This window comes from Cellulosimicrobium sp. Marseille-Q4280, from assembly GCF_943181405.1.
In the GTDB taxonomy this organism is placed as follows: domain Bacteria; phylum Actinomycetota; class Actinomycetes; order Actinomycetales; family Cellulomonadaceae; genus Cellulosimicrobium.
The window spans coordinates 111,465-127,408 of record NZ_CALPBY010000002.1; the positions used below are offsets into that span (position 1 = coordinate 111,465).

Genomic DNA, 15,944 nt, shown 5'->3' on the forward strand with positions numbered 1-15,944 from the left:
ACCGCCCGGCAGCCCCTAGGCTGGGTTCGTGGTCACAGCCGTCCCCTCACCGTGGAACTCCGCGAACTTCGTCACGATGGTCCGGATCCTCCTCGTCCCCGTCTTCGCGTGGGCGCTCCTCGTCGACGGCGGAGACTCCGTGACGTGGCGGCTCGTCGCGACGGGGATCTTCGTCCTTGCCGCGGCGTCGGACCGCCTCGACGGGTATCTCGCGCGGCGCTACGAGCTCGTGACCGACCTCGGAAAGCTGCTCGACCCCATCGCGGACAAGCTCCTCATCGGCACGGCGCTCGTCCTGCTCGCATGGCCGCTCGGCGAGCTGCCCTGGTGGGTGCCGGTCGTCGTCCTCGCGCGCGAGCTCGGCATCACGGTCATGCGCCTCGCGGTGCTCAAGTACGCGGTCATGCCCGCGTCGCGCGGCGGGAAGCTCAAGACGGTCCTCCAGTCGGTCGCGATCACGCTCTTCCTCCTGCCCCTCGCGCACCTGCCGACCTGGATCGGGGTGGTCGCGTGGATCGTGCTCGGGGCCGCGATCGTGGTCACCGTGGTCACGGGCGTCGAGTACGCGTACCAGGGCTGGCGCCTGCGCCGCGACGCGATCCGCAGCGCGCGAGCCGCCGCGGGCCAGGGGCCGGCGACCGTCCGGTGACCGGGGCGGCCGAGCGGCTGCTCGCCGCGCTCGAGGCGCGGGGATGGACGGTCGCGACGGCCGAGTCGCTCACCGGCGGGCTCGTCGCGGCGGCGATCGTCGACGTGCCGGGTGCGTCGCGCGTCCTGCGCGGCGGAGTCGTCGCGTACGCGACCGACGTCAAGGCATCGGTCCTGGGCGTCGACGCCGGGCTCCTGGCCCGCCGCGGCGCCGTCGACCCGGACGTCGCGACGCAGATGGCCGCGGGCGTGCGGACGGCCCTCGGTGCCGACGTCGGCGTGGCGACGACCGGCGTCGCAGGACCCGACCCGCAGGACGGCCACCCGCCGGGCCTCGTGCACGTGGCCGTGCGGACGCCGGCGGGCGGGGCCGTCCGGACGTTGCAGGAGACGGGCGACCGTGGCGAGGTGCGGCGCGCAGCCAGGACCGCAGCCCTCGAGCTCGCGCTGCGGGTCGTCGAGGAGAGCGCGGGCAGCAGGGCCGACGTCCGAGGCCGAGCCTCGCGCGGGTGAAATCCTGCCCGCCCACGGCGGCTCCTGCGCGCGCGGCGTGGAGGGACGGTGAATCCCGCGCAGGCGGGCCGGAAGCACGCGTCCGAGCGGGAACAACACCCCGCACCGGCGCGTTGCACAGCACGTGATCGCGAACAGGACCGCCAGTCGACCCGTCGGCCGTCCGGACGCCTCCTCCACGGGGCGTCCCGGCACCCGGGCCGGGGACGTGAGCGGGCAGCGAGCGGGGTACGGTAGGACGACCCCCGCACGCGGGGTACGTACGAGCACCAACAGTTCGCGCACCCAGGTGGGAGCCCGGCCGGCTCCCGGGGGCGCACGGGACACGGAAGGGGGCCACCAGATGATTGTTCTTCGACGTGAGATCGGGGACGTGCTGCGAGACGCTCGCCAGCGACAGGGGCGCACCCTGCGCGAGGTGTCCTCCGCCGCACGTGTCTCGCTCGGATACCTGAGCGAGGTCGAGCGCGGCCAGAAGGAAGCGTCGTCCGAGCTGCTCGGGTCGATCTGCGAGGCGCTCGACGTCCCGCTGTCGCTCGTGCTGCGCGAGGTCAGCGACCGCGTCGCCGTCGCCGAGGGGCTGCTCATCCCGGACACTATCCCGGCCGACTTCGCGACGGCCGTGCTCGGGCGCCAGCACCCCGAGGGGACGACGCGCCGCGAGGACCTGCAGCCGGTCGGCTGACAGCAGGCCTGCCCGGCGTCGGGTGGGCGATCGAGCTCAGCCGTTCGGGCTCTGGCAGCACGGGCAGTAGAAGATCGGCCGGTCGTAGGGCGGCTCGTTCGCCCGACCGACCTCGACGGGCGTGCCGCACCGGTGGCACGCCCGTCCTTCTCGTCCGTGGACGTGCCGGACGTAGCCCGCACCGCGAGAGAACCCGTTCTGGACGCTGTGCTGCACCAGGCGGCGCGCGGTGAGCAGGAGCCCGGTGAGGTCGGGTACCTCACGCACGGGCGTCCACGGCCAGATCCTCAGGGCGTACAGCGGCTCCGCGGTCCAGATGGTGCCGAGCCCGGCGACCAGGTGCTGGTCGAGCAGTGCCTCCGCCACGGGGACGCCGGTCGCGCCCCTCTCCGGGCGGTGGCGAGGGCCACCGCCCCCGACGGCGTCGTCGGCCAGGAGGCGCTCGACGGCGTCGTGGACGCCCCGTTCGGGGAAGTCGTCGGCGAGCACGTCGGGTCCGAGGGATCCGACGATCCTGTGCTCGTCCGCCGTGCGGAGCACGTGGAGCATGCCGATGCGCACACCGAGGGCTGTCCACCAGGCGTTCGCGAGGACGACGCGCACGGTCGGACCAGCACCGCGCGCCGCCGACGTGCCGGTGCGCGCGACGTGCCACTCGCCCTCCATCCGCAGGTGGGTGTGCAGCGACCAGCCGTCGTCGAACCGCGTGAGCAGGTGCTTGCCGTACGGCACGACGGACGTCACCGTCCGGCCCACGAGGTCGTGCTCCGCCGCGCTCGGCCACCGCAGCTCCGACCGGACGATCACGCGTCCGGTGAGCGCCTCGTCGAGCCGTGTCGCCGTGAGGCGCACGACGTCACCCTCGGGCACGCGCGCCTCCTCTCACGCCGCCCTGAGGCCGCGCGGCGTCGCGCGGAAGCCCGCGTCGAGCAGTGCGCGCGCCGCCTCGTCCGCCGGGGTGCGCGACGTCCCCGCGCCGGCCAGGGCCTCCACGCCGTCGATGCGCTGCACGACGACCTTGCCGAGACGCCCTGCACGGACGGCGTCGACGAGCGCGGCGCACGCGTCGGCGAGCCGGGGGCCCTCGACGAAGGACAGCACCGATCGCCCGCCACGCTCGACGTAGAGGGCGAGGTCTCCCTCGCTCAGCACGACGACGGCGCCGGCCTTGCGACCAGGCCGGTGCCCGCTCGCCCCGTCCTCGCCCGCTCCCGGTCGCGACGGCCACGCGAGCGCCGCGCCGTAGGGGTTGGCCGGGTCGGTCGCTGCGAGGAGGAGCGTGCCCGGCCGGGTGCCGGCACCGGGTGCCGTGACGCCGGGCGCCGACTCGATCGCGCGCTCGCGGTCGAGGCCGTCCGTGCGGAGCTGGTCGACCGCCCCGGGCAGTGCGAACTGGGAGCCGCCCAGGTGCTCGACGAAGTAGCCCCGCCGTGCTGCGCCCGTCGCCTCGAGCTCGGTGAGCACGCGGTACACGTTCCGGAACGACCCCGCCACGCCCTCGGCGGGTGCGACGGCTCGCGTCAGCACGCCGTGACGGTCGAGCAGCACGCGGGCGAGGGCGTGGGCACGCCTCGTGGGGTCCGGCTCGCGCTCCGGGAGAGCCGACCAGCGGCCCCCGCCGCCGCGCAGCGTGGACTCGGGCGACCGGGAGCCCGCGGGCGGGCCCAGCCCGGCGAAGCGCGAGCGGGCCATCGGTCGGGCACGCGCCGGCGCGCGAGGAGCCCGGTGCGCGCCTCCCGCGCTGCCGAGCCGCGAGCGCAGCGCCCCGAACCCGTCGTTCGTGACGTGGCCCGACCAGACGAGCTCCCACAGCGCGTCGAGCGTGGGTCCCACCTCGGCCCCCGCCCGCTCGGCGAGCACGGGCAGGAAGTAGCCCCCGGAGCCGCGGAGAAGGTCGAGCAGCGACTGCGCGAGCGGGGCGTCGGGTTCCGGTCCTCCGTCGGGCAGGGTGAGCGGCGCCCACTCCGCGAGGTGCACGCTCACGAGCCCGTCACCGCCGCCCGACCCCGGCAGCAGTGCGTGGCCGCACCACACGACCTCGCCTGCCGTGGTCAGCTCGTCGAGCATCGTCGGGGTGTAGTCGCGCACCCGCGCCGGCAGCACGAGGGTCTCGAGCGCCGACGCCGGCACGGCCGCCCCGGACAGCTGCTCGACGACGCGCAGCACGCCGTCCGTGCCGCGGTGCTGGCCGAGACCCTGCCAGCGGGGCAGGAACACGCCGAGCGTCTCCGACGGGACCGGCTCGACCTCCGCGCGCAGGGCGGCGAGCGAGCGGCGGCGCAGCACGCGCAGCACCTCGGCGTCGCACCAGTCGTCGCCCGTGCCGCCGAGCGCCTCGGGGCGCAGCCGCCCGCGCACGACGAGGCGCGCGGCCTCGAGGCGCTCGAGCGCGTGCACCACGACGGCGACGCCGAGGCCGAGTCGTGCCGCGAGGTCGTGCGCGGAGAACGGCCCCCGCGTGCGGGCGTGGCGGCGTACGAGGTCGCCGAGCGGGTCGGGGACCGGTTCGGTGAACACCTCGGGGATGCCGACGGGCAGGGCGACGCCGAGCGCGTCGCGCAGCCGTCCGGCGTCCTCGACGACGGCCCACTGCCGGGCGCGCTCGTCGGGGACCCCGGCGAGCCGGACGGCGATCACGCGACGGGTCGCCTCGAGCTCTCCGAGCCAGTCTGCGACGTCGGCCCGCACGTCCTCGCGCGTGCGCGCCGCGAGCTCGTCGTGCGTGAGCGGCCCGAGCCGGCGCAGCACGTCCCACAGGTCCTCCGCGTGCCGCGCCTGCCGCTCGGGCGCGAGCGCGCCGAGCTCGGCCTCCGTCCGCTCGATCGCGGCCGGGTCGAGCAGGTCCGCGAGCTGCGCGCTCACGCCGTCACCGCCGAGCAGCTCGGCGAGCAGCGTCGGGTCGAGGGAGAGCGCGGCCGCGCGGCGCTCGGCGAGCGGGGCGTCGCCGTCGTAGAGGAACTGGGCGGTGTAGCCGAACAGGAGCGACTGGGCGAACGGGGACGGGGTCGGCGTGGTCACCTCGACGAGCCGGACCCTTCCCTGCTCGAGGTCCCGCATGAGCCCGGTGAGCGCGGCGACGTCGAAGTCGTCCTGGAGGCACTCGCGCGCCGCCTCGAGCACGATGGGGAACTCCGGGTACTGCGACGCGACCGAGAGCAGCTGCGCAGAGCGCTGGCGCTGCTGCCACAGCGGCTGGCGCCGGTCGGGCCTTCGCCGCGGCAGGAGCAGCGCGCGGGCCGCGGCCTCGCGGAAGCGCGACGCGAACATGACCGACCCCCCGAGCTCGGAACGCACCGCGTCGAGCACGTCGTCCGGGTCGAGCAGGAGGTCCTCGACGGGCACCGGGGTCTCGCCGCGCGACCGGTCGTCGTCCCCGCCCGTGCCCGGCGCCGCGCCGAGCCACGAGTCGCCCGCGTCGGGCAGGCGCAGGACGATGCCGTCGTCGGCGTGCATCGCCGCGGCGTCGACCCCGTAGCGCTCGCGCAGCCGCGCGGCGAGCACGAGCGCCCACGGCGCGTGCACCTTCGCGCCGTACGGCGAGTGCACGACGACGCGCCAGTCGCCGAGCTCGTCGCGGAACCGCTCGACGACGACGGTGCGGTCGTCGGGCACGCGGCCCGTCGCGGCCCGCTGCTCGTCGAGGTACGCGACGAGGTTTGCTGAGGCCCACGTGTCCAGGCCGGCGTCCGCGAGGCGCGACCGGGCGGCCTCGCCGTCGGTCGCCACGAGGGCGTCGGTCTCGCGCACCCACGCGCCGAGCGCCCGCCCGAGCTCGGCCGGGCGCCCGGGGGAGTCGCCCTTCCAGAACGGCAGGCGCCCGGGGATGCCGGGCGCCGGCGTCACGAGGACCTGGTCGGGGGTGATGTCCTCGATGCGCCACGTGCTCGACCCGAGGGTGAACGTGTCGCCGACGCGCGACTCGTAGACCATCTCCTCGTCGAGCTCGCCGACGCGCTTGCCCCCGCGCGGGGCCCGGCCGCGCCCCGCGGTCCCGCCGTCCCCGTCCGGACCGGTGGACACGTCGGCCCCGGTCGCGAGGAACACGCCGTAGAGACCGCGGTCGGGGATGGTCCCGCCGCTCGTCGCGGCGAGACGCAGCGCGCCCGGGCGCCCGGTGAGGCGGCCCGACGCGCGGTCCCACACGATGCGGGCGCGGAGCTCGCCGAAGTCCTCGCTCGGGTAGCGACCCGCGAGCATGTCGAGCACGGCGTGCAGCGACGCGTCCCCCAGGTGGGCGTACGGCGCGCTGCGGCGCACGAGCGCGGCGACCTCGTCCACGGTCCACGCGTCGACCGCGACCATCGCCACGACCTGCTGGGCGAGCACGTCGAGCGGGTTCGACAGGACGTGCAGCTCCTCGATGCCGCCCGTGCGCATGCGCTCGGCGACCACCGCGGAGGGGACGAGGTCGCCGCGGTGGGTCGGGAAGACGACGCCGTGCGAGACCGCGCCCACCTGGTGGCCGGCGCGACCGATGCGCTGCAGCCCGGACGCGACCGACGGCGGCGCGCCCACCTGGACCACGAGGTCGACGGCGCCCATGTCGATGCCGAGCTCGAGGCTCGACGTCGCGACGACCGCGGGCAGCCGGCCGTCCTTGAGCTCGGTCTCCGTGCGGGTGCGCTCGGCGCGGCTCATCGACCCGTGGTGCGCCCGGGCGATCACGGGCTCGATCCCCGAGCTCGCGCCCGACTGGGCCTGGACCTGTGCGGCGGTCACCGTGCCGGGGTCGAGCACGTCCTCGCCCTGCCGCTCGGCCCACAGCTCGTTCATCCGGGCCGTGAGGCGCTCGGCGCCGCGCCGCGAGTTGGTGAAGACGAGCGTGGACCGGTGCGCGGCGACGAGGTCGACGACGCGCTCCTCGACGTGCGGCCACACCGAGGGCCGGGGCGGCCGGGCGGCGTCGGACCCGCCGGGCCGCGAGGTGGCCGGACCGGAGAGGTCGCGCTCCCCGGGCGGCAGCGGGACGAGACCCGGCAGGCCGCCGGGCGCGGCGCTCGCGGTCGCTCCCGGGCCCGGACCACCCGGAGGATCCGGCGGACCCGGCGGGACCTCGGGGAACCCCGGCAGACCACCCGTGGTACCGGACCGGGCCGTGGGCGCCGAGAGGTCCGCGAGGTCCGGGACGGGGACCACGACGTCGACGTCGATCCGCTTGGTCGAGGGCGGCTGGACGACGACGACCTCGCGCCCGCCGTCGGCCTCGGAGCGGTGCCCCGCGAGGAACGTCGCGACGGCCTCGACAGGCCGCACCGTCGCCGACAGGCCCACGCGCTGGGCCGGCGGTCGCTCGTGCGCCGCGAGGAGTGCGTCGAGGCGCTCGAGCGAGACGGCGAGGTGGGCGCCGCGCTTCGTGCCCGCCACGGCGTGGATCTCGTCGACGATCACGGTCTCGACACCGACCAGACCCGCGCGCGCCTGGGAGGTCAGCACGAGGAACAGCGACTCGGGCGTCGTGATGAGGATGTCGGGCGGGTGCGTCGCGAGCCGACGTCGCTCCGTGGCCGGGGTGTCGCCCGTGCGCGTGCCCACGACGACGTCCGGCACGTCCTGGCCCAGCCGCACGGCGGCCTGGCGGATGCCCGCGAGCGGGGAGCGCAGGTTGCGCTCGACGTCGGCCGCGAGCGCCTTGAGCGGCGAGACGTACAGGACGCGGCACCGCTGCTCGCGCTCGGGGAGGGGCGTCGTCATGATCCGGTCGAGCGACCACAGGAAGGCGGCGAGCGTCTTGCCGGAGCCCGTGGGCGCCACGACGAGGGCGTGCCGGTCACCGGAGACGGCGTCCCACGCACCGGCCTGGGCGGCCGTCGGGGCCTCGAACGCGCCCGCGAACCACGCGCGCGTCGGCGCGGCGAAGCGCGCGAGCGGGTCGGCGGGGTCGGAGGTCACGCCGCCATTCTCGCCGCGACCACCCACACGCGCTCGCGCCCTGCCTCTCGGTCGCCGGGACCGCGGCGTCCTCCGCGCATGGCAGGCTGGTCCCGTGCGCTATCGCGAGTTCTGGGAGCTGGTCGACGAGGTCTTCGGCGACGCCTACGGGCGCACCCTCGCGAGCGACCAGGTCCTCACCGCGCTCGAGAACCGCACGGCGGCCCAGGCGATCGACGACGGCGTGGAGCCCCGCATCGTCTGGCACGCGCTGTGCGACGCGCTCGACGTGCCGGACGCCCGGCGGTGGGGCCGTGACGAGCACCGGCAGGCACCGCCGGCTCGCTGAGCGGGCACGAGCCGCCGCGCAGTCCTGGACCGGCTCGCGCATGATGACCTCATGACGGACGCAGCCCGGGGTCGCGCACGGCCGTGGCGCGTGACGGCCGCGGACGTACGAGGCGCCCTCTGGTCCCTGGTCTCGACCGCGGCGGGGCTGGGCGTCGCGGTCGCCGTCGTGCCCGGGGTCGAGGTCTCCAACGTCGCGGCTCTCCTCCTGGCGTCGCTCGTCGTCGGGGTCGGTGACGTCCTGCTGCGGCCGCCGCTCCGCGTGGTCGCCCGACGGCTCGGCGTGGTGGGCGCCCTCGTGTCGGGCCTCGTCGCCCAGGTGCTCGTCGTCTGGGCCGCGCTGACCCTCCTGCCCGGCTTCCGCATCGCGACGTGGCCCGACGCGATCGCCGTCCTCCTCCTGGCCGGCTTCGTCATGGCGGTCGGCCGCTGGCTCGTCGGCGCGAGCGACAACGAGTACGTCCTCGGGGACCTCGTCCGGCGGGCGCGGCGCAGCGCAGGACTGTCGGGACGCCCCGGGGTGCCGCTCCGCGGGACCGACGGGGCGGCCTCCGACGGCACCGACGGCACCGACGAGCGCCCGGCAGGTCTGCTCGTCGTCATGCTCGACGGCGTAGCGCGCCCCACGCTCGACTACGCCCTGCAGGCGGGGCTCGCCCCGACGCTCGCCCGCTGGCTCGGCGACGGCACGCACCGCCTCTCGACCTGGTGGGCGCGCGTCCCGGCCACGACCCCGGCCAGCACGATCGGGCTCCTGCACGGCTCGACCGAGCACGTGCCGGCGTTCCGGTGGTGGTCGCGCGAGCTCGGCCGGCTGGTCGTGACGAACCGACCGGCCGACGCGGCGCTGGTCGAGGAGCGCACGAGCGACGGAGAGGGCCTGCTCGCCGGCGGCGGGGTGGCCGTCTCGACGATGTTCTCCGGCGACGCCGCGACGAGCCTGCTCGTCATGAGCCGCGCGTCGTCCGGGCTCGGTCCGGGCCAGATGTTCGTCCGCTTCTTCTCCAGCCCGTTCGTGCTGGTGCGCGCGGTCGTGGTCGCGGTGGGCGAGCTCCTCAAGGAGCTCTACCAGGGGTGGCAGCAGGCCGTGCGGCGCGTCGAGCCGCGGGTGTCGCGGCTCGGCTGGTACCCGGTGCTGCGTGCGGGGACGAACGTCGTGCTGCGCGACCTCAACACGACGCTCGTCGCCGAGCAGCTCGTCCGCGGCGCGCCGGTCGTGTGCGTCGACCTGGTCGACTACGACGAGATCGCGCACCACGCCGGGCCCCTGCGGCCCGAGTCGATGCGCGCGCTCGAAGGGCTCGACGGCGTCCTCGGGCTGTGGGAGCAGGTCGGGGCGCTCGCGCCGCGGCGGTACGAGATCGTCGTGCTGTCGGACCACGGGCAGTCCCTCGGCGCGACGTTCGAGCAGGTCGTCGGGCGCTCGTTCCTCGCGGAGGTCCGACGACTGATGGCGCTCGCGGGCGGGCGGGGTGCCGACGTCGTGGGCGCCGAAGGCGAGGGCAGGGTCGACGGTCGTCGCCGCGCGACGGCGCCGGACAGCGAGGAGTGGGGCCCGGCGAACACCGCGCTCAACGCGCTGCGCCGTGACGACGGACCAGGGCGGATGATGGTCGGCCCCGACCGTGCGGAGCGGACGGACGGCGAGGGGGCGGCCGAGGAGCCCGGGCTGCCCGAGCTGCCCGAGGTCGCCGTCGTCGGCTCCGGGAACCTGGGCATGGTGTGGTTCTGCCGCGAGCCGCGCCGCCTCACAGCTGCGGAGGTGGACGACCGCTGGCCGGCGCTCGTCCCGGGCCTGCTCGCGAACCCTGCCGTCGGCGTCGTCGTGACGCACGGGACGGACGGCGCGGGGACGCCGACGCTCGTCGCACGGGGCATCGCCGGCTCGCACGACCTGCGGACGGGCGACGTCGAGGGCCTCGACCCGCTCGCGCCGTACGGCGCCCGCGCGGCGGCCGACCTGCTGCGCGTGGCGCGGCTCGACGACGCGGGCGACCTCGTGCTCGTCTCGAGCGTCGACGACGTCGGCATGGTGCACGCGTTCGAGGGGCTCGTCGGATCGCACGGCGGCCTGGGCGGGGCGCAGAACCTCGCGGTGCTCGTCCACCCGGCGGGCCTCGTCGTCCCGGACGAGGACCTGGAGGACGTCGACGGCGAGCGCGTGCTTGTCGGGGCGGAGGCCGTCCACCGGTGCCTCGTCGCACGGTTGGAGGAGCTCGGGGTGCGTCCACGACGACCGACCGCTGGGCACCGCCCGGCGGCCACCCGCGAGGCCGCCGACGACGAGGGCGCCGACGTCGGGGGAGCCGTGGGCGCCGGGCGGCGGGACGTCCCGCCGCGGCACCCCCGTCGGCCGGGGGAGACGAGCCCGTGATCCTGAGCCTGACGTGGCTCGGCCACTCCACGGTCGTGCTCGACGTCGCGGGTCCGCAGGGCGGGCGGGTCCGCCTCGTCACCGACCCGCTGCTGCACCGCCACGCGGGTCTGCTGCGCCGGCGTGGGGAGCGGCCCGCGCCGGCCTGGCGCGACGCCGACGCGGTGCTCCTGTCCCACCTGCACCACGACCACGCCGAGCTCCGCTCGCTGCGCCTGCTGCCCGGAGCGCCGGTCCTCACGGCGCCGGCGAACGCGCGCTGGCTCCGGGCGCGCGGTCTGCGCGGGGTCGGTCTCGAGGACGCGTGGCACCCCGTGGGCGACGTCCGGGCCGGCGTCGCGGTCCGTCTCGCGCCCGCCGTCCACGGCCATCGGCCGATGCCGCACCGGCCCAACGCCGTGAGCGGTCACCTCGTGCGGGTCGGCCCGGCGCCGGACGCCGAGCCGGGCGGAGGTCCCGACGGCGCGGCGCGCGTCTGGGCCGTCGGCGACACCGAGCACTTCGCGGGCATGGCCCGGCTGCCGGCGCTCGCGGGCGGCCCGGTCGACGTCGCGCTCGTCCCGGTCTCCGGCTGGGGTCCCCGGCTGTCGGGAGGGCACCTGGGCCCGGCGCAGGCGGCGCGCGTGTGCGCGGAGGTCGGCGTCCGCGTCGCCGTGCCGGTCCACTGGGGGACGCTCCACGCGCCGGGTGGCCGCGACCTGCCACGCGGGTGGATGGACCACGCGGGCGCGGCGTTCGAGGCGGCGGCGCACCGCGAGGCGCCCTCGACGCAGGTCGTCGTCCTGCAGCCGGGCGAGTCCTGGGAGATGCCCCGCCGTCCGTGACGCGGTCCGGGGCGTGACGGCGACACGCCGGTGGCGATGCGCTGGTCGAACACCTGTTCGGCTAGAGTTGCGCACAGGTGCCCGCCGGGGCGCGGACCGCAGCGGGACCGTCACGGTGATCCACAGGTCGGAGCACCGCCGGCACACGGTGTCGGTGGCTCCCCGTACTGTCGGGCACGACGACGACGGAACACGACCGAAGGTGACCGACATGCCCGCACCTGCAGACCGCGAGAAGGCGCTCGAGGCAGCCCTCGCCCAGATCGACCGGAGCTTCGGCAAGAACTCCGTGATGCGCCTCGGGGACGAGGGGCGCGCGCCCGTCGACGTGATCCCGACCGGCTCCATCGCGCTGGACGTGGCGCTCGGCATCGGCGGACTGCCGCGCGGCCGTGTCGTCGAGATCTACGGCCCGGAGTCCTCCGGCAAGACGACCGTCGCGCTGCACGCCGTCGCGAGCGCGCAGCGTGCCGGCGGTATCGCCGCGTTCATCGACGCCGAGCACGCGCTCGACCCGGAGTACGCGAAGAAGCTCGGTGTCGACACCGACGCGCTGCTCGTGTCCCAGCCGGACACGGGAGAGCAGGCGCTCGAGATCACGGACATGCTCATCCGGTCCGGCGCGCTCGACATCATCGTCATCGACTCGGTCGCGGCGCTCGTGCCCAAGGCCGAGATCGAGGGAGAGATGGGCGACAGCCACGTCGGACTCCAGGCCCGCCTCATGTCGCAGGCGCTGCGCAAGCTCACCGGTGCCCTCAGCTCGTCCGGCACCACGGCGATCTTCATCAACCAGCTCCGCGAGAAGATCGGTGTCTTCTTCGGCTCGCCCGAGACGACGACCGGTGGCAAGGCGCTGAAGTTCTACGCGTCGGTCCGCCTCGACATCCGCCGGATCGAGACCCTCAAGGAGGGGACGGACGCGGTCGGCAACCGCACGCGCGTCAAGGTCGTGAAGAACAAGATGGCGCCGCCGTTCAAGCAGGCGGAGTTCGACATCCTCTACGGCGTCGGCATCTCCCGCGAGGGCGGCCTCATCGACATGGGCGTGGAGCACGGCTTCGTGCGCAAGTCGGGCTCGTGGTTCACCTACGGCGGGGACCAGCTCGGCCAGGGCAAGGAGAACGCGCGGTCGTTCCTGCGCGACAACCCGGACCTGTCGAACGAGCTCGAGAAGAAGATCAAGGAAAAGCTCGGCGTCGGGCCGCGCGTCGACGCGCCCGCCGACACCGGCGCGGCCGTCACGGCCGCCCCGGCGCTGTCGACCGAGTCGGCGGCACCCGCCGCGGCCAAGGCTCCGGCTGCCGCGGCCAAGGCGAAGAAGCCGTTCTGACGGGCGAACGCCAGCGGGCACGCGAGCGTCGCGCGGGGGACAAGGGCCCCGCGCGGCGCTCGCGCCCGTCGCTGCACGAGCTGGTCGAGAACGGTGAGATCACCGATGCCGAGCTGACCGAGCGCGCACGCGAGACGGTGCTGCGGATGCTCACCGCGGCGCCCAAGAGCCGCGCGGAGCTCGCGCAGGCGCTCGCGCGCAAGGGATACCCGGAGCACGTCGTGCTGCCGCTCCTCGACCGGTACGAGGAGGTCGGTCTCGTCGACGACGCCCAGTACGCCGAGATGCTCGTGCGGACGAGGCACTCCGAGCGCGGGCTGTCACGCCGGGCGATCTCCCAGGAGCTGCGCCGCCGGGGGATCGACGAGGACACCTCGGCGACGGCCCTCGAGCAGGTCGACGACGACTCCGAGGCCGAGGCCGCACGCGACCTCGCCCGGTCCCGGCTGCGCCGGACGGCCGGGCTCGATCGCGACGTGCGGATCCGGCGCGCCGTCGGGACACTCGCCCGGAAGGGCTACTCGCCGGGCCTCGCGTTCGAGATCGTCCAGCGCGCGCTCGACGAGGAGGTCGCCGCCGCGGAAGGGTGCGACCTGGACGGGTGAGAGCTCCCGTCGGCGCACCCGACCGAGGCCACCCGTCCGCCGGGCAGGGGCGCTGGACCGCAGGAGGCAGCGCGAGGCCACTGTCCTCCGGGTGACGTGACGGGCGGTCCGGGAGTGCCCGGATCGCCCGTCGAGGATCAGCGCGCGGTGGTCGCGGCCCCGTCCGGGACCGCTCCGCCTCCTGCCGTGACGGTCGGGTTGCCGATACCGGGGCCGGCTGTCGTCGCACCGGACGTGCGTCCCTTGAGGAACCGGGAGAGGTACTGCGCGGCGGTCGTGAGCAGCCAGTTGATGACGATGAAGATGACGGCCGCGACGGTGAGCGTCTGCAGGTTGTTGCCGTTGCCGTTGCCGAAGATCTGCGCGGCACGCAGCAGCTCGTTGTAGACGATGATCTGCCCGAGGGCCGTGTCCTTGAGCACGACGACGAGCTGGGACACGAGGGCCGGGAGCATCGCGATGAGCGCCTGCGGGAGCTGGATCGAGCGCAGCGTCTGCCCGCGGCTCAGGCCGATCGCCATCCCCGCCTCGAACTGCCCCTTCGGCAGGTTGCCGACGCCCGAGCGGACCAGCTCAGCGATGACGGAGCCGTTGTACAGCACCAGGGCGATGACGACGGCGAGGAACGACGGCTGGTCCACCTGGTTGAGGCCGAGCAGCAGCCAGAAGAAGATCATCAGCAGGAGCACCGGCACGGCGCGGAAGAACTCCACGACGATTCCGCTCACCCAGCGCACGGGCTTCAGGTGGGACAGCCGGCCGGAGCCGAGGACCAGTCCGAAGACGATCGCGCCGGCGATCGCGAACGCGGCGGCGCGGAGCGTGTTCCGCAGGCCGGGGATGAAGTAGTCCTCCCACGCGCTCGCGGTGAACACCGGTCCCCACAGGTCCCAGGAGAGCTGACCCTTGCGCTCGAGCTCGAGCAGGACGAGTGCGGCGAGGCCGAGCACGACGACGGCGCCGACCACGTTGCCGATGAGGATGTTGCGACGTGCCCGGGGGCCGGGCGCGTCGAAGAGGATGGACTGCTGCGAGCTCATCGGCGCACCGCCAGTCGGGTCGAGAGGGACGTCGTGAGCAGGCCGATCGGGATGACGAGGATGACGTAGCCGATCGCGAACGTGAGGAAGATGATGTAGATGTAGCTCGAGTTGAACTCGATCATCGTGCGCATGAGGCTCGACGTCTCCGTCGTGACGCTGGCTGCGGCGGCGACGGTCGAGTTCTTCAGCAACGCGATGAGCGTGTTGCCGAGGGGGGCGATCGCGCCGCGGAACGCCTGCGGCAGGATGATCAGGCGGGCTGCCGGGAGGAACGACAGGCCGATCGCCCGCGCCGCCTCGGCCTGCCCGATCGGGACGGTGTTGACGCCGCTGCGGATCGACTCGCACACGAAGGCCGCGTGGTAGACCGTCAGGCCGATGACCGCGAAGCGGAAGAAGTTCGTCGCGAAGTCGTCCGAGAGGCTGATCTGCAGCTGCGTCCACACACCGAGGACCATGAACGTCATGATCACGGTGAGCGGCGTGTTGCGGAGCACGTTGACGTAGGCCGTCCCGGCCCAGCGCAGGCTCGGGACCGGCGAGATCCGCATGAGGGCCAGGAGCGTGCCGAGGACCAGCGAGAGGATCGCGGCCCAGAACGTCAGCTGGATGTTCACCCAGAACGCGCCGATCACGTCGTACTGGGCGAAGAGCTCGCCGAACTGGGAGAGGGAGTCACCCACGGTGCGTCAGACCTCCGGGAAGGTGGTGCGGCGGTGGCCGCGATGGACGGTCGAGGGGAGCGGCGCGCCGCGCGCGCCGCTCCCCTCGGGCCGGGTCAGGCGCAGGCGTCGACCGTCGGCGGGTTCTCGCTCGAGTTCGGCGTGTACCCGGTGCCCTCGGTGTTGGCCGTGACGGCCTCCTCCCAGGAACCGTCCTCGATCATCTCCTCGATGGCCGCGTTGATGTCCTCGCACATGTCGCTGTCCTGCGGGAGGCCGACGCCGTAGCGCTCAGTCGAGAACGGCGCGCCGACCACCTTCACCTTGCCCTGGTTCGCGGGCTGGGCCGCGAGGCCGGCGAGGATGATGTCGTCCGTGGTCACCGCGTCGACCTGTCCGGCCGTGAGCGCCGTGACGCACTCGGCGTAGCCCGGGCGCTCGAGGAGCTGGACGCCCGCGGCGTACTCGTCCTTGATGCGCTGCGCGGACGTCGAGCCCGTGACCGAGCACAGGTTCTTGCCCTCGAGCGCCTCGGGCCCGGTGATGTCCGTGTTGTCCTCGGCGACGAGGAGGTCCTGCCCGGCGACGAAGTACGGTCCGCCGAACGCGACCGTCTCTTTCCGCTCGTCGGTGATCGAGTACGTCGCGAAGATCATGTCGGCCTGGCCGGTCTGCAGCATGGTCTCGCGCTGGGCGGACGGCGCCTCGACCCACTCGATCTGGTCCGCCGAGTAGCCCAGCTTCTCCGCGACGTAGGTCGCGACGTCGACGTCGAAGCCGGTGTACTCGCTGCCGTCCTGGTAGCCGAGGCCGGGCTGGTCGAACTTGATGCCGATGGTGATCGAGTCGCCGCCGCCACCGCCCTCGGTCTGCTCGGGGTTCGTGGTCGTGCTGTCGGCGCCGATCTCGTCGGGGTCGCCGCCGCACGCGGCGAGCGTGAGGGCGGTGAGTGCGGCGAGGACGGCAGCACCTGCGTGTCGTGTGCGCATGGTTCGTACCCTTCGTGAGTGGTGGCCGCCCGCCGAGGTGTGCCTCGTGCGG

The 15,944-nt window shown here is 74.7% G+C and carries 13 protein-coding genes; 8 read left to right on the top strand and 5 right to left on the bottom strand.

All coding sequences use genetic code 11. The annotated features are described in order from the left end of the window. Positions 1–28 precede the first annotated feature (28 nt). From pgsA to NFS20_RS05195, 3 genes are all read left to right on the top strand, one after another. A complete protein-coding gene (gene pgsA / locus NFS20_RS05185) occupies positions 29–649 on the top strand; it encodes a CDP-diacylglycerol--glycerol-3-phosphate 3-phosphatidyltransferase (protein WP_251150698.1) in 621 nt (206 codons plus the stop codon). After that, positions 646–1,161 (top strand): CinA family protein, encoded by a 516-nt coding sequence (locus tag NFS20_RS05190; protein WP_251150699.1) that lies wholly within the window; start codon positions 646–648, stop codon positions 1,159–1,161. The genes pgsA and NFS20_RS05190 overlap by 4 nt, the downstream gene beginning before the upstream one ends. A 343-nt stretch (positions 1,162–1,504) precedes the next feature. Then, a complete protein-coding gene (locus NFS20_RS05195; RefSeq protein ID WP_229244627.1) occupies positions 1,505–1,846 on the top strand; it encodes a helix-turn-helix domain-containing protein in 342 nt (113 codons plus the stop codon). 36 nt (positions 1,847–1,882) lie between these two features. On the opposite strand, the gene NFS20_RS05200 is transcribed toward NFS20_RS05195, so the two are convergent. Then, on the bottom strand, positions 1,883–2,716 hold the full coding sequence (locus tag NFS20_RS05200; RefSeq protein ID WP_251150700.1) for a DNA-formamidopyrimidine glycosylase family protein: 834 nt from the start codon (positions 2,714–2,716) through the stop codon (positions 1,883–1,885). Between the two features lie 12 nt (positions 2,717–2,728). Then, positions 2,729–7,735, bottom strand: coding sequence for an Lhr family helicase (locus tag NFS20_RS05205; protein WP_251150701.1), 5,007 nt, complete (start codon positions 7,733–7,735; stop codon positions 2,729–2,731). A gap of 94 nt (positions 7,736–7,829) precedes the next feature. Between NFS20_RS05205 and NFS20_RS05210 the strand changes: the two genes are divergently transcribed. The 5 genes from NFS20_RS05210 to NFS20_RS05230 all read left to right on the top strand — a co-directional run bounded on the left by NFS20_RS05210 (position 7,830) and on the right by NFS20_RS05230 (position 13,198). Continuing rightward, positions 7,830–8,063 carry a DUF3046 domain-containing protein gene (locus tag NFS20_RS05210; protein WP_251150702.1) on the top strand — a complete coding sequence of 78 codons (234 nt, stop codon included), beginning with the start codon at positions 7,830–7,832 and terminating at the stop codon, positions 8,061–8,063. A 51-nt stretch (positions 8,064–8,114) separates the two neighbouring features. After that, entirely contained in the window at positions 8,115–10,436 is a 2,322-nt protein-coding gene (locus tag NFS20_RS05215) for a phage holin family protein (RefSeq protein WP_251150703.1), read from the top strand. Next, entirely contained in the window at positions 10,433–11,260 is an 828-nt protein-coding gene (locus tag NFS20_RS05220; RefSeq protein ID WP_251150704.1) for an MBL fold metallo-hydrolase, read from the top strand. Before NFS20_RS05215 ends, NFS20_RS05220 begins: the two co-directional genes overlap by 4 nt. Before the next feature lie 211 nt (positions 11,261–11,471). Beyond that, positions 11,472–12,593 carry a recombinase RecA gene (gene recA / locus NFS20_RS05225; RefSeq protein ID WP_251150705.1) on the top strand — a complete coding sequence of 374 codons (1,122 nt, stop codon included), beginning with the start codon at positions 11,472–11,474 and terminating at the stop codon, positions 12,591–12,593. A 137-nt stretch (positions 12,594–12,730) separates the two neighbouring features. Next, positions 12,731–13,198: a regulatory protein RecX gene (locus tag NFS20_RS05230; protein WP_502800780.1), complete on the top strand. Its 468-nt coding sequence runs from the start codon at positions 12,731–12,733 to the stop codon at positions 13,196–13,198. Between the two features lie 137 nt (positions 13,199–13,335). Here the strand turns inward: NFS20_RS05230 and NFS20_RS05235 are convergent, their stop codons facing one another. From NFS20_RS05235 to NFS20_RS05245, 3 genes are all read right to left on the bottom strand, one after another. Continuing rightward, a complete protein-coding gene (locus tag NFS20_RS05235; protein ID WP_251150707.1) occupies positions 13,336–14,238 on the bottom strand; it encodes an amino acid ABC transporter permease in 903 nt (300 codons plus the stop codon). Then, a complete protein-coding gene (locus tag NFS20_RS05240) occupies positions 14,235–14,924 on the bottom strand; it encodes an amino acid ABC transporter permease (protein ID WP_251150708.1) in 690 nt (229 codons plus the stop codon). Before NFS20_RS05240 ends, NFS20_RS05235 begins: the two co-directional genes overlap by 4 nt. A 95-nt stretch (positions 14,925–15,019) precedes the next feature. Continuing rightward, a complete protein-coding gene (locus tag NFS20_RS05245) occupies positions 15,020–15,892 on the bottom strand; it encodes a glutamate ABC transporter substrate-binding protein (protein ID WP_251150709.1) in 873 nt (290 codons plus the stop codon). Between the last annotated feature and the right edge of the window lie 52 nt (positions 15,893–15,944).

Coding starts and splice junctions, on each gene's coding strand:
- NFS20_RS05215 (WP_251150703.1), top strand. CDS start 8,115: ATGACGGACGCAGCCCGGGGTCGCGCACGGCCGTGGCGCGTGACGGCC.
- recA (WP_251150705.1), top strand. CDS start 11,472: ATGCCCGCACCTGCAGACCGCGAGAAGGCGCTCGAGGCAGCCCTCGCC.
- NFS20_RS05245 (WP_251150709.1), bottom strand. CDS start 15,892: ATGCGCACACGACACGCAGGTGCTGCCGTCCTCGCCGCACTCACCGCC.
- NFS20_RS05195 (WP_229244627.1), top strand. CDS start 1,505: ATGATTGTTCTTCGACGTGAGATCGGGGACGTGCTGCGAGACGCTCGC.
- NFS20_RS05235 (WP_251150707.1), bottom strand. CDS start 14,238: ATGAGCTCGCAGCAGTCCATCCTCTTCGACGCGCCCGGCCCCCGGGCA.